The sequence below is a fragment of the Rahnella ecdela genome (assembly GCF_019049625.1).
Taxonomy (GTDB): domain Bacteria; phylum Pseudomonadota; class Gammaproteobacteria; order Enterobacterales; family Enterobacteriaceae; genus Rahnella; species Rahnella ecdela.
Window position 1 is genome coordinate 82561 of record NZ_JAFMOY010000122.1, and the last position, 12742, is coordinate 95302.

Sequence of the window (12742 nt, forward strand, 5' to 3'; positions counted from 1 at the left end):
GGACAGAACAAGATGTTGTCATTTAATCAGGTATCCGCCCATTACGGCAAAATTCAGGCGCTGCACGAAGTCAGTCTGAGCATTAATAAAGGCGAAATCGTCACGCTGATCGGCGCGAACGGCGCGGGTAAAACCACGCTGCTCGGCAGTTTATGTGGCGAACCGCGTGCGACGAATGGCTCGATCATTTTCGAAGGGCAGGACATCACGCAGTGGCAGACCGCCAAAATCATGCGTGGCGATATCGCGATTGTGCCGGAAGCCCGCCGCGTGTTTTCACGTATGACGGTAGAAGAGAATTTGGCGATGGGCGGTTTCTTTGCCACGCGCGACCAGTTTCAGGAACGTCTGGAGCGCGTGTTTACGTTGTTCCCGCGCCTGAAAGAGCGCCGTATTCAGCGGTCGGGCACCATGTCCGGCGGTGAACAACAGATGCTGGCGATTGGCCGTGCGCTGATGAGTCAGCCGCGTTTGCTGTTGCTTGATGAGCCGTCGCTGGGGTTGGCGCCGATTATCATCCAGCAGATTTTCGATACCATCCAGCAACTGCGCGAAGAAGGAATGACCATCTTCCTGGTCGAGCAAAACGCCAATCAGGCGCTGAAACTCGCCGACCGCGGTTATGTGCTGGAGAACGGCCATGTGGTGCTGGAAGATACCGGCGCGGCATTGCTGGCCAACGAAGCAGTACGTGCGGCCTATCTCGGCGCATAAATTGAATTCGATTTTTGAAAATCTGTGATAAATCTATAAAACCGCACGGCAAGCGCTTTGCGGTTTTTATTTTGTCTATAAATTAACATCTCTCACATTCTTATAACTTTGCACATCATCAGGAACATGTCATGAACACAGAAGGTTTACTCGCCGCCCGTATGGTCAGGCTCAAAAGTTCGGCCATCCGGGAATTGCTGAAACACAGCAAAATGGAAGGCGTTATCTCACTGGCAGGTGGTATTCCTTCTTCAGCGCTTTTTGATTTCGACGGACTGCGTGAAGCCACACAACTGGCGATCACCGAACAGCCGGAACATGCTTTCCAGTATGGCCTGACCGAAGGCAGTTATACGCTGCGTGAGCGTATTGCTGAGCTTTGTCGGGAACGTGGCGTGGTGGCTAGCCCTGAAGATATCGTGGTGACCGCAGGGTCCCAGCAGGCGCTGGATCTGGTGATGCGCGCTGTGGTGGATCCGGATGATGTATTTGTGGTCGAGCGTCCAACCTATCTGGCGGCATTACAGACGCTGGAACTGGCTGAAGCCAAACTGCTTTCTGTCGGTTCTGACGGCGACGGTATGATTGTCGATGAACTGGCGGAACTGCTGAAAACGCAGAAAATCAAAGGTGTATATCTGGTTCCGACGTTCGGTAACCCGAGCGGCGTGACCCTGAGCCGTGCCCGTCGCGAGCAGCTGGTGAAACTGGCGGCACAGCATGAATTCCTGATTGTCGAAGATGACCCGTATGGCGAACTGCGTTTCACCGATGAACGCCAGCCGACGCTGTTTGAGCTGTCCAAGTCGCTGTTCGGTCATGCCGACAACATCATCTACACTTCGACGTTCTCCAAAATTTTGGCTCCGGGCCTGCGTCTTGGCTGGGTGATTATGCCTGACTGGTTGCTGCACAAAGTCGCGATCATCAAACAGGCCGCCGATTTGCACGCCAGCGCGCTGTCGCAGACTATCGCTGAATATTATCTCGGTCTGGGACGTCTGCCGAAGCAGATCGAAACCATCCGTGCCGCGTATAAAAAGAAATGTCAGATCATGGCCGAACTGCTGGAGCGCGAGCTGGGCGACGTGCTGACGTTTGAATACCCGAAAGGCGGCATGTTCCTGTGGGCGCGTTTTCGCGAGCCGCGCAACTGCGCTGACTGGATGAAAAAGACGCTGGAGCAGGGCGTGGTGTTTGTGCCGGGCGAATTCTTCTATGCAGATAACCCGGATCATTCGACCTTCCGTCTGTCCTTCGCGACCGCGACTGAAGAGCAGATGCACGAGGCGGTTGCCCGCCTGAAACGCGCGCTGTAATCCTCTTTTTTCGGTAACCCAAAGGCGCATCGTTCACCAGATGCGCCTTATTTTTTGCCATCTGTTCGTCACCTGCATTTAACGCTGCTGTAACTTCATTGTCATTTAACGGTTATTTTTCTGTCATTTAGCCGTGTCATTTTACCTGCGATTAAAAACGTTTCTTAACTTCCATTATTTCTCTGCACTTGCAGCACACCAGCAGAATTCAGGAGACAGGCATGTTCATCAACCTCAAAAAAACGGTTATCGGCACTGCGCTGACGCTGGCTTTCAGCGCCAATGCTTTTGCTGTGACAGAAATTCCATTCTGGCACTCTATGGACGGCGAATTAGGCAAAGAAGTGAACTCGCTGGCCGACCGTTTTAACCAGACGCACCCTGATGTCAAAATCGTGCCTGTCTATAAAGGCAAATACGACGAAAGCCTGGCGGCCGGTATCGCGGCATACCGTACCGGTAATGCTCCGGCGATTTTGCAGGTTTATGAAGTGGGCACCGCGACCATGATGGCCAGTAAAGCCATCAAACCAGTGTACGAAGTGTTCAGCGACGCGGGCATTAAAGAAGACGTTTCCCAGTTCGTGCCGACCGTTTCCGGTTATTACTCTGATTCCAAAGGCCGTCTGCTGTCCCAGCCTTTCAACAGCTCCACGCCGGTGCTGTATTACAACAAAGATGCGTTCAAGAAAGCCGGTCTGAATCCGGATCAGCCGCCAAAAACCTGGCAGGACATGGCCGCGTACACCGAAAAATTGCGTGAAGCGGGTATGAAGTGTGGATACGCCAGCGGCTGGCAGGGTTGGATCCAGATTGAAAACTTCAGCGCCTGGCACGGTCTGCCAATCGCCACCAAAAATAACGGTTTCGATGGCACTGATGCGGTTCTGGAATTCAACAAACCAGAACAAATCAAACATATCCAGATGCTGGAAGACATGAACAAGAAAGGTGATTTCACCTATTTTGGTCGTAAGGATGAATCCACCGCCAAGTTCTACAACGACGACTGCGCGATGACTACCGCCTCTTCCGGTTCACTGGCTGACATCCGTCAGTATTCCAAATTCAACTACGGCGTGGGCATGATGCCTTACGACGCAGACATCAAAGGCGCGCCACAAAACGCCATCATCGGCGGTGCAAGCCTGTGGGTGATGAACGGCAAAGACAAAGACACCTACAAAGGCGTTGCCGAATTCCTGCAATTCCTGACCACGCCGGAAATCGCGGCCGAATGGCACCAGAAAACCGGTTATCTGCCGGTGACGACTGCGGCGTATGAGCTGACCAAAAAAGAAGGCTTCTACGAGAAGAACCCAGGTTCTGACGTCGCCACGCGCCAGATGCTGAACAAGCCACCATTACCGTTCACCAAAGGCCTGCGTCTGGGCAACATGCCGCAGATCCGTACCATTGTGGATGAAGAACTGGAAAGCGTGTGGAGCGGTAAGAAAACCGCCAAAGAAGCATTAGACACCGCTGTTCAGCGCGGGAACCTACTGTTACGTCGCTTCGAAGCGTCAACTAAGTAATCCTGTTTGGCTCCCTCCCCTGCAAAGGTGAGGGAGCCAAACGCGTCATCGCATTAAAGAGTAAACCATCATGAGTTCACACCGTCCCGGTTTTGGTTGCAGCTGGTTGCCCTATGCACTGGTGCTGCCGCAGCTGCTGATCACCGCGATATTCTTCCTGTGGCCTGCGGGTCAGGCGCTGTGGTATTCGGTGCAGACGCTGGATCCGTTCGGACTTTCCAGTACCTTCGCGGGAATGACTAACTTCACGCAGCTGTTTCAGGACTCGTACTATCTCGACTCTTTCTACACCACGCTGAAATTCAGCTTTATGGTGGCGTTTATCGGGCTGGCCGTTTCGCTGTTTTTCGCGGCGCTGGTCGATCACGTGGTACGCGGCAGCCGGATTTATCAGACGCTGATGATCCTGCCTTACGCCGTCGCGCCTGCCGTGGCCGCTGTCTTATGGATGTTTCTGTTCAGCCCCGGTCTGGGCCTGATCACCCATTTCTTAGGTTCGATTGGCTATAACTGGAATCACGCACAAAACAGCGGTCAGGCGATGTTCCTGGTGGTGCTGGCGTCGGTCTGGAAGCAAATCAGCTACAACTTTCTGTTCTTTTTAGCGGCGTTGCAGTCGATCCCTAAATCGCTGGTGGAAGCGGCGGCTATCGACGGCGCAGGGCCGGTACGTCGTTTCTTCAATCTGGTATTACCGCTGATTTCGCCGGTGAGTTTCTTCCTGCTGGTGGTCAATCTGGTGTACGCCTTCTTCGACACCTTCCCGGTGATTGATGCCGCGACAGCGGGTGGCCCGGTGCAGGCGACAACCACGCTGATTTACAAAGTCTATCGCGAAGGTTTTTCCGGTCTGGATTTATCCAGTTCCGCCGCGCAGTCCGTGATTCTGATGCTGCTGGTTTGCGGCCTGACGTTCATTCAGTTCCGCTTTGTCGAGCGTAAGGTGCGTTACCAATGATTGAAAACCGCAGAGGGCTGGATATCTTCAGCCACATCATGCTGCTGCTCGGCGTGCTGGTGATTTTATTCCCGCTGTACGTCGCGTTTGTGGCGGCGTCGCTGGATAACAAACAGATTTTCGATGTGCCGATGACGCTGATCCCGGGCACGCATTTGTGGGAAAACATCAGCACTATCTGGACGCAGGGCGCGGGCAACAACAGTCCGGCATTCGGGCGCCTGCTGATCAACAGCTTCATCATGGCGATGGTCATCACCATCGGCAAAATCTCGGTGTCGATGCTTTCGGCTTACGCGATTGTCTATTTCCGTTTTCCGCTGCGTAACCTGTTTTTCTGGCTGATTTTTATGACGCTGATGCTGCCGGTGGAAGTGCGTATTTTTCCGACTGTTCAGGTGATAGCCAATCTGCATATGCTCGACAGTTACACCGGCCTGACGTTGCCGCTGATGGCGTCGGCGACCGCGACTTTCCTGTTCCGTCAGTTCTTTATGACCTTGCCGGATGAATTGCTGGAAGCCGCGCGTATCGACGGCGCAGGCGCGATGCGCTTTTTCTGGGACATTGTTCTGCCGCTGTCGAAAACCAATCTTGCGGCGCTGTTCGTCATCACCTTCATCTATGGCTGGAACCAGTATCTGTGGCCGATTCTGATCACCAGCGATGCCTCCATGGGCACGGCGGTGGCGGGGATTAAAAGCATGATTTCCTCCGGTGACGGCTCGACCCAATGGAATCAGGTGATGGCGGCCATGATCCTGACCTTATTGCCACCGCTGGCGGTGGTGCTCCTGATGCAGCGCTGGTTTGTGCGCGGCCTGGTAGACAGTGAGAAGTAACTGAAATGGCAAATTTGAAATTACAGGCAGTGACCAAATCCTACGACGGCAAAAACCAGATTATCCAGAGCATTGATCTGGACGTCGCCGACGGCGAATTTATAGTAATGGTCGGGCCTTCCGGCTGCGGAAAATCGACCCTGCTGCGCATGGTGGCCGGGCTCGAGCGCACCACTTCCGGCGATATCTACATTAACGACCAGCGTGTGACCGAGCTGGAACCGAAAGATCGCGGCATCGCGATGGTGTTCCAGAACTACGCGCTGTATCCGCACATGAGCGTCTACGACAACATGGCGTATGGCCTGAAAATCCGCGGCTTCGGCAAAGCGCAGATCAATGACCGTGTTGAAGAAGCGGCGCGTATTCTCGAACTCGGCCCGTTGCTCAAACGCAAACCGCGCGAGCTTTCCGGTGGTCAGCGTCAGCGCGTGGCGATGGGGCGCGCCATCGTCCGTGAACCGGCGGTATTCCTGTTTGACGAACCGCTGTCTAACCTTGATGCCAAGCTGCGCGTGCAGATGCGCCTTGAGCTGCAACAGCTTCACCGGCGACTGCGCACCACCAGTTTGTACGTCACCCACGATCAGGTCGAAGCCATGACGCTGGCGCAACGCGTGATCGTGATGAATAAAGGTATCGCCGAGCAAATTGGTACGCCGTCAGAGGTTTACCGTCGTCCCGCCAGCCTGTTTGTGGCCAGCTTTATCGGTTCTCCGGCCATGAACCTGTTGCCCGGCCAGCTGACCACCGACGGTACGTCGCTGGTGATGGAAGGCGGTTTTGAACTGCCGCTACCGGTTCCTCGTCCGGAGTGGGGCGGTCGCGAGCTGACGGTCGGTATCCGCCCTGAACATATCCACCTGACTGATGATATGCAAAACGGTATTCCGATGGTGCTGAATACGCTGGAACTGCTGGGCGCGGATAATCTGGCGCATGGCAAACTGGCGGGCAGCGGCGTTGTGGTTCGTTTATCGCATGAAGTATTCCCGACAGCCGGTTCGCTGTTACGCTTGGTTTTCCCGGCGAAAGCGTTACACTTTTTCGATACTGAAACCGGATTACGGATGGAATGAACATGAAAGCCTGGCCTTACCCTCGCATTGTGGCGCACCGTGGCGGCGGCGCGCTGGCTCCGGAAAATACGCTGGCGGCTATTGATACGGGTGCAAAATACGGTCATACCATGATCGAGTTTGATGCCAAACTGGCGCAGGGCGGGGAAATCTTCCTGCTGCATGACGATACCCTGAACCGGACCAGTAACGGCTGGGGCGTGGCAGGTGAACTGCCGTGGGAAAAGCTCGAACAGCTTGACGCCGGTAACTGGTACAGCGCCGCGTTTAAAGGCGAGAAATTGCCGCTGCTGGCGCAGGTCGCCGAACGCTGCGCGCGTCATGACATGATGGTGAACATCGAGATCAAACCGACGACGGGTCTGAATGAAAAAACCGGCACCGATGTGGCGCTGGCAGCACGCGAGTTATGGAAAGATCACGTCGTTCCACCGCTGCTTTCCTCGTTCGAATTCGATGCACTGGTTGCTGCGAAAAAAGCGGCACCGGAATTGCCGCGTGGTTTGCTGATCGATGAATGGCACGAAGACTGGAAAGCGCTGACCGATGAACTGGAATGCGTTTCCCTGCATCTAAACCATAAATTGCTCAACGAAGAACGCGTGCGGGCGATTAAAGACGCCGGTCTGCATATTTTGGTGTACACGGTGAATAATCCGGCGCGCGCCCGTGAATTACTGGGCTGGGGCGTGGACTGTATTTGTACCGATAAGATTGATGTGATCGGGCCGGATTTCGTCTAGAGCGAGGTAATGCGGATCAGGCGCAGTGAACACCGCGCCTGAAGGGGTGATTAAGGCGTTTGATTCAGTTTCTGATTCAGCGTCTGGTTATTCTGCTGGATCTGCAACCGTTGCTGATTGCTCTGGATTTGAGACTTCAGCTTCAGTTGCTGCTGTTGCTGACTGTTGAGCAGACTCTGCTCCTGCTGACGTTTCTGCATCTGCTGGTTGGTTTGCTGTTGCTGCTGCATCCGCTGTTGCGAAGGATTGTTCAGCAGCGGATCGTTCGGGTTCGGCACTTTTTCGACTGCGCTGGCGGTCTGAACGGCAAACAGCAGCGGCAGCGCGGCGAGCATTCCATATAAATATTTCATCAGTTCATCCTCCGTTTCCAGTCATACGTTAAGTGTATGCCATCGCAGCCATGTACGTGTCCTTTGAGCGCCCGTTTCCCTCAAAGCGTCGGGTTGCTCTCGTTTGCGCTATAATTGAACAGATGTAAACCACCTTCACGCTTCGCGGTTTCCTTCATTCCGTTACAATTATCCATCTTTATCATTTTAGGGCTCAACTGCCGTGCCTTTACTCATTATCACTACCATTTTGTGGGCTTTTTCATTCAGCCTGATCGGTGTCTATCTGGCCGGACAGGTCGACAGCGTGTTTTCCGTGTTAGTCCGTTTAGGACTTGCTGCGCTGGTTTTCCTGCCCTTTCTGCGCTGGAAAGGTCATCAGCTCACCACCATTTTGCTGTATATGGCGGTCGGCGCGATGCAGCTTGGCATCATGTATCTCATCAGCTTCGAAGCTTATCTTTACCTGTCGGTGCCGGAGTTCCTGTTATTTACGGTAATGACGCCGCTGTATGTCACGCTGATTTATGACCTGATCAGCGGGCGCAAAATCCGCATCGGGTATGCGCTCAGCTCGTTGCTGGCGGTGGCGGGCGCGGCGATTATCCGTTACGACCATATCAGCGAACATTTCATCATTGGCTTGTTGCTGGTGCAGGCGGCGAATATCTGTTTCGCCATCGGACAGGTGGGTTATAAACGTCTGATGGAAACCCGTCCGGTGCCGCAGCACACGGCGTTTTCCTGGTTTTATCTTGGGGCGCTACTGTGTGCGGTGGTGGCGTGGTTTCTGTGGGGTAATCCGCAAAAACTGCCGACCACGAATCTGCAGTGGGGCATTCTGATGTGGCTGGGGATCGGCGCTTCAGGCCTGGGATATTTCATGTGGAACTACGGCGCGACGCAGGTCGATGCGGGAACGCTTGGGATTATGAACAACTTTCACGTCCCGGCCGGGCTGCTGGTAAATCTGGCGATCTGGCAACAGCAGCCGCACTGGCCGAGCTTTATCATCGGTGCCGCTGTGATTATGTCCTCACTGTGGGTGCACCGGCGTTGGGTCGTGCCGCGTCGCGAACAAAAGGCAGATGATCGCACGCATGTTGCCGCGCCGAACGAATAAACGCTTCGGTTACCGGCTGACGCTGTTCGCCGTCGCGCACGGCGGCGTACAGGCGGCTCCATAAGCCATCGCCCAGGGTTTTGGTCACGATCAGACCCTGGCGCTCAAAACTCTCCACCACCCAGTGGGGCAGCGCCGCAATACCCATTCTCGCCGACACCATCTGGATTAATAACAAAGTGTTATCGACACTTTTCAGTGCCGGGCTGACGCCTGCCGGTTGCAGGAAATGCCGCCAGATATCCAGACGCTGACGCTGCACCGGATAAATCATCAGCGTTTCTGTGCTGAGATCTTCCGGCGTAATCACCGTTTTGGCTGCCAGCGGATGATCCGGTGCCAGCACCAGACGCACTTCAAAATCGAACATCGGGGAATAATGCAGACCGCTGCGTGGCAGAATGTCGGAGGTTAACACGATATCCAGCTCGCCCTGTTGCAGCGCGGGCTGCGGGTCGAAGGTCACGCCAGATTTGAAATCCATCAGTACCTGCGGCCAGTTCTGGTGGAAGCTATCCAGTGCTGGCGTCAGCCACTGAATACAGCTGTGGCACTCAATCGCGATACGCAGTGAAGCCTGATGTGGCTCATTACAGGCCTGCAACGCCTGCTGGATTTGCGGCAGCACCTGTTCTGCCAGATTCAGCATGATTTCGCCCTGCGGCGTAAAACGTAAAGGCTGACTTTTTCGCACGAACAACCTGAAACCGAGCCGTTGCTCCAGGTCGCTGAACTGGTGCGACAGAGCCGATTGGGTTTGATGAAGTTGCGAGGCGGCTGCGGCCAGTGACCCGGTGTTACGCAGTGCTTGCAACGTTCGCAGGTGTTTCAGTTCGATCATGAGGGTCCTTCACTGTGTCATGAATAATTTGCGCTTGTGGATTATACAGTACCTGCGGATTATGGATGTGTAAACATCTGGATGGCTAAACAGGAATTAAAAAGATGACGATACTGAATCACACTCTGGGTTTTCCACGCGTTGGTCTGCGTCGTGAACTTAAAAAAGCACAAGAAAGCTACTGGGCAGGCAATTCCACTCAGGAAGAACTGCTGGCAACGGGACGTGAACTTCGCGCCCGTCACTGGAAGCAACAATCTGAAGCCGGCGTGGATTTGGTGCCGGTGGGTGATTTCGCCTGGTACGATCACGTACTGACCACCAGCCTGCTGCTGGGTAACGTCCCGGCTCGTCATCAGAATGCTGACGGCTCTGTGGATCTCGATACCTTATTCCGCCTGGGCCGTGGCCGCGCACCAACCGGTAAACCGGCAGCGGCGGCAGAAATGACCAAATGGTTTAACACCAACTATCACTACATGGTGCCGGAGTTTGTGAAAGGGCAGAAATTCAAACTGACCTGGACGCAGCTGCTGGAAGAAGTGGACGAAGCGCTGGCGCTCGGCCACAAAGTGAAACCTGTTCTGCTGGGTCCGCTGACCTATTTGTGGCTCGGCAAAGTAAAAGGCGAGCAGTTTGACCGTCTTTCCCTGCTCAACGATATTCTTCCTGTTTATCAGCAGGTGCTGGCTGAACTGGCCAAACGCGATATTGAATGGGTGCAGATTGACGAACCGGCGCTGGTGTTGGAACTGCCGCAGGAGTGGCTGGATGCGTACAAGCCGGCGTACACCGCGCTGGAACAGAGCAAAACCAAACTGCTGCTGACCACCTATTTCGACAGCGTCGGGCATAACCTCGACACTATCCGCCAACTGCCGGTTCAGGGCCTGCACATTGACGCCGTTGCCGGTCGTGACGACCTGCAAAACGTCATCAGTAAACTGCCACAAGACTGGCTGATTTCTCTGGGCGTGATCAACGGGCGTAACGTCTGGCGTGCGGATCTGAGTACCTGGTTTGATCGTCTGAAGCCGCTGGTGGCGGGACGCAATGTCTGGATTGGCAGCTCCTGTTCACTGCTGCACAGCCCGATTGATTTAAGCGTCGAAAGCCGTCTGGATGAAGAAGTCAAAAGCTGGTTCGCCTTTGCCCTGCAAAAATGCGCCGAGCTGGCATTGCTGACGTCCGCACTGAACAATCCGACCACTGAAGCGCAACAGAAACTGGCACAATACAGCGCGCCAATTCGCGCCCGCCGCGGATCCACCCGAGTGAATAATCCGGCAGTGGGTAAACGTGTGGCAGCGATTACCGGCGCAGATATTGAGCGTGCGCATGTCTACACTGAACGCGCCCAAGCGCAGCGCGCCCGTTTCAATCTGCCCGCCTGGCCGACAACCACCATCGGTTCATTCCCGCAAACCACCGAAATCCGCGGCCTGCGACTGGACTTCAAACAAGGCCGTCTGGATAACACTAAATACCGCACCGGTATCAGTGAGCACATCAAACAAGCCATCAAAGAACAGGAACGCCTGGGTATCGACGTACTGGTTCACGGTGAAGCTGAACGTAACGACATGGTCGAATATTTTGGTGAGCATCTCGACGGCTTTGTCTTTACGCAAAACGGCTGGGTGCAGAGCTATGGTTCACGTTGCGTGAAACCTCCGGTGATTATCGGCGACGTCAGCCGTCCGCAAGCCATTACCGTGGAGTGGGCGAAGTATGCGCAGTCTCTGACCGAAAAACCGGTGAAAGGCATGCTGACCGGGCCGCTTACCATTCTTTGCTGGTCATTCCCGCGTGAAGATGTCAGCCGTGAAACTATCGCCAAACAAATCGCGCTGGCGCTGCGCGACGAAGTGGAAGATCTGGAAAAAGCCGGTATCGGCATCATCCAGATTGATGAACCGGCACTGCGTGAAGGCCTGCCATTGCGCCAGTCGGAGTGGAATGCGTATCTGCGCTGGGCGGTGGATGCATTCAAACTGAATGCTGCGATTGCCCGCGATGACACGCAGATCCACACCCACATGTGTTACTGCGAATTCAACGACATCATGGATTCCATTGCCGCGCTTGATGCCGATGTGATCACTATCGAAACCTCGCGTTCCGATATGGATTTGCTGGAATCGTTCAAAGACTTCGAGTACCCGAATGAAATCGGGCCGGGCGTGTACGACATTCACTCACCGAATGTGCCAAGCGTGGAATGGATAGAAGCTTTGCTGCGTAAAGCCGCAGATCGTATCCCGGCAGAACGCCTGTGGGTGAACCCGGACTGCGGTCTGAAAACCCGCGGCTGGCCGGAAACCCGCGAGTCGCTGGAAAATATGGTGAAAGCCGCCAAGCGCTTGCGCGCTGAGAAAGCGTGAAATAAAGAATCGTTGTGTTGTTGCTGAAACATTTGGGGCACTCCGGTGCCTCTTTTTTATTTTTACCTGACTAATAGAGTTTATTCCTTTTGTCATACTGCCTGATGTCATAGGCTGAATGACGCCTCCCTTTCTTAAGATATTGCGATAATACTCGTTAGGCGGAGGAAATTTCTTCCGGCTCAGACACACACGCAATTTATGAGTAATGGGAGTCATTATAATGAACATACTTATTGTTGATCCGCTGCCATTTTTTATACAAGGCATGGCATCTGGTTTAAAAAATATAATGCAGGACATTGAGGTGAAGGGGGTAATACACCCTGAGGATATTTGGGAGGTTCTGGAGGAGATGCATATTTCAGTGATACTGATTGACGGTGGTTCAGAGAACAGTTCGCAGCTTACATTACTTGATGACATTGCTGCCCGCTACCCGCATATCCGTATTATTGTCATGCTCATGAAGGTCAGAAAGGATTCGCTGAGGCGCTTTCTTGAGCACCATGCGATCGCGGTGGTGTCAAAGGAAGCCTCACTGGAAACGATTTTTCAGGTGATAAAAACCGCAAGTTGCGGAATGATTTGCATCCCTAATCCGGAAGGTGTTACTGAAATGGAGGGGGAGCAGGAATCCGTGATGAAGTTAAGTGACCGGCAAAGAGAAGTGTTAAAACTTATTGCGGCCGGTGAGTCAAATAAACAAATCAGCCGTCTTCTTAATATCAGTGCCGGAACAGTTAAATCTCATCTTGAATCTATTTACCGGCGACTTAACGTCAGAAACCGGACTCAGGCTGCCATGATGATGTCACCTGATGAATAATTTTTTAATAAACAATTTTCTGTCAAATAAACCACTTCATTTA

12 protein-coding genes are annotated in these 12742 nt (G+C 53.7%); 10 read left to right on the plus strand and 2 right to left on the minus strand.

Features of this window, described 5'->3' with window-relative positions:
- Positions 1-12 precede the first annotated feature (12 nt).
- From livF to ugpQ, 7 genes are all read left to right on the plus strand, one after another.
- A complete protein-coding gene (gene livF, locus J1784_RS09885) occupies positions 13-714 on the plus strand; it encodes a high-affinity branched-chain amino acid ABC transporter ATP-binding protein LivF (RefSeq protein WP_217149050.1) in 702 nt (233 codons plus the stop codon).
- 131 nt (positions 715-845) lie between these two features.
- On the plus strand, positions 846-2033 hold the full coding sequence (locus J1784_RS09890) for an aminotransferase-like domain-containing protein (protein ID WP_217149051.1): 1188 nt from the start codon (positions 846-848) through the stop codon (positions 2031-2033).
- 221 nt (positions 2034-2254) lie between these two features.
- Positions 2255-3568, plus strand: a complete 1314-nt coding sequence (gene ugpB / locus J1784_RS09895; protein ID WP_217149052.1) for a sn-glycerol-3-phosphate ABC transporter substrate-binding protein UgpB — start codon at positions 2255-2257, stop codon at positions 3566-3568.
- Between the two features lie 70 nt (positions 3569-3638).
- Positions 3639-4526 (plus strand): sn-glycerol-3-phosphate ABC transporter permease UgpA, encoded by an 888-nt coding sequence (gene ugpA / locus J1784_RS09900; RefSeq protein WP_217149053.1) that lies wholly within the window; start codon positions 3639-3641, stop codon positions 4524-4526.
- Entirely contained in the window at positions 4523-5368 is an 846-nt protein-coding gene (gene ugpE, locus J1784_RS09905) for a sn-glycerol-3-phosphate ABC transporter permease UgpE (protein ID WP_217149054.1), read from the plus strand. Before ugpA ends, ugpE begins: the two co-directional genes overlap by 4 nt.
- 5 nt (positions 5369-5373) lie before the next feature.
- Complete coding sequence (locus tag J1784_RS09910; protein WP_217149055.1) at positions 5374-6447, plus strand: sn-glycerol-3-phosphate import ATP-binding protein UgpC; 1074 nt, start codon at positions 5374-5376, stop codon at positions 6445-6447.
- Between the two features lie 2 nt (positions 6448-6449).
- Positions 6450-7190 carry a glycerophosphodiester phosphodiesterase gene (gene ugpQ / locus J1784_RS09915; RefSeq protein WP_217149056.1) on the plus strand — a complete coding sequence of 247 codons (741 nt, stop codon included), beginning with the start codon at positions 6450-6452 and terminating at the stop codon, positions 7188-7190.
- Between the two features lie 50 nt (positions 7191-7240).
- Here ugpQ and J1784_RS09920 read toward each other — a convergent pair whose 3' ends face one another.
- Complete coding sequence (locus tag J1784_RS09920; RefSeq protein ID WP_217149057.1) at positions 7241-7543, minus strand: DUF2756 domain-containing protein; 303 nt, start codon at positions 7541-7543, stop codon at positions 7241-7243.
- Positions 7544-7745: 202 nt separating this feature from the next.
- Between J1784_RS09920 and J1784_RS09925 the strand changes: the two genes are divergently transcribed.
- Positions 7746-8645 carry a carboxylate/amino acid/amine transporter gene (locus tag J1784_RS09925; RefSeq protein WP_217149058.1) on the plus strand — a complete coding sequence of 300 codons (900 nt, stop codon included), beginning with the start codon at positions 7746-7748 and terminating at the stop codon, positions 8643-8645.
- On the opposite strand, the gene metR is transcribed toward J1784_RS09925, so the two are convergent.
- On the minus strand, positions 8551-9486 hold the full coding sequence (gene metR, locus J1784_RS09930) for an HTH-type transcriptional regulator MetR (protein WP_217149059.1): 936 nt from the start codon (positions 9484-9486) through the stop codon (positions 8551-8553). The genes J1784_RS09925 and metR overlap by 95 nt on opposite strands.
- Before the next feature lie 104 nt (positions 9487-9590).
- Here metR and metE point away from each other — a divergent pair, with 104 nt between their 5' ends.
- Together metE and J1784_RS09940 are read left to right on the plus strand one after the other, a co-directional pair.
- Complete coding sequence (metE, locus tag J1784_RS09935; RefSeq protein WP_217149060.1) at positions 9591-11870, plus strand: 5-methyltetrahydropteroyltriglutamate--homocysteine S-methyltransferase; 2280 nt, start codon at positions 9591-9593, stop codon at positions 11868-11870.
- Positions 11871-12093: 223 nt separating this feature from the next.
- A complete protein-coding gene (locus tag J1784_RS09940; protein ID WP_217149061.1) occupies positions 12094-12699 on the plus strand; it encodes a response regulator transcription factor in 606 nt (201 codons plus the stop codon).
- Positions 12700-12742 lie beyond the last annotated feature (43 nt).

Bases quoted from the DNA above. Each gene is read 5' to 3' on its own strand.
- livF (WP_217149050.1), top strand. From the start codon at position 13: ATGTTGTCATTTAATCAGGTATCCGCCCATTACGGCAAAATTCAGGCG.
- J1784_RS09890 (WP_217149051.1), top strand. From the start codon at position 846: ATGAACACAGAAGGTTTACTCGCCGCCCGTATGGTCAGGCTCAAAAGT.
- ugpB (WP_217149052.1), top strand. From the start codon at position 2,255: ATGTTCATCAACCTCAAAAAAACGGTTATCGGCACTGCGCTGACGCTG.
- ugpA (WP_217149053.1), top strand. From the start codon at position 3,639: ATGAGTTCACACCGTCCCGGTTTTGGTTGCAGCTGGTTGCCCTATGCA.
- ugpE (WP_217149054.1), top strand. From the start codon at position 4,523: ATGATTGAAAACCGCAGAGGGCTGGATATCTTCAGCCACATCATGCTG.
- J1784_RS09910 (WP_217149055.1), top strand. From the start codon at position 5,374: ATGGCAAATTTGAAATTACAGGCAGTGACCAAATCCTACGACGGCAAA.
- ugpQ (WP_217149056.1), top strand. From the start codon at position 6,450: ATGAAAGCCTGGCCTTACCCTCGCATTGTGGCGCACCGTGGCGGCGGC.
- J1784_RS09920 (WP_217149057.1), bottom strand. From the start codon at position 7,543: ATGAAATATTTATATGGAATGCTCGCCGCGCTGCCGCTGCTGTTTGCC.
- metR (WP_217149059.1), bottom strand. From the start codon at position 9,486: ATGATCGAACTGAAACACCTGCGAACGTTGCAAGCACTGCGTAACACC.
- metE (WP_217149060.1), top strand. From the start codon at position 9,591: ATGACGATACTGAATCACACTCTGGGTTTTCCACGCGTTGGTCTGCGT.
- J1784_RS09940 (WP_217149061.1), top strand. From the start codon at position 12,094: ATGAACATACTTATTGTTGATCCGCTGCCATTTTTTATACAAGGCATG.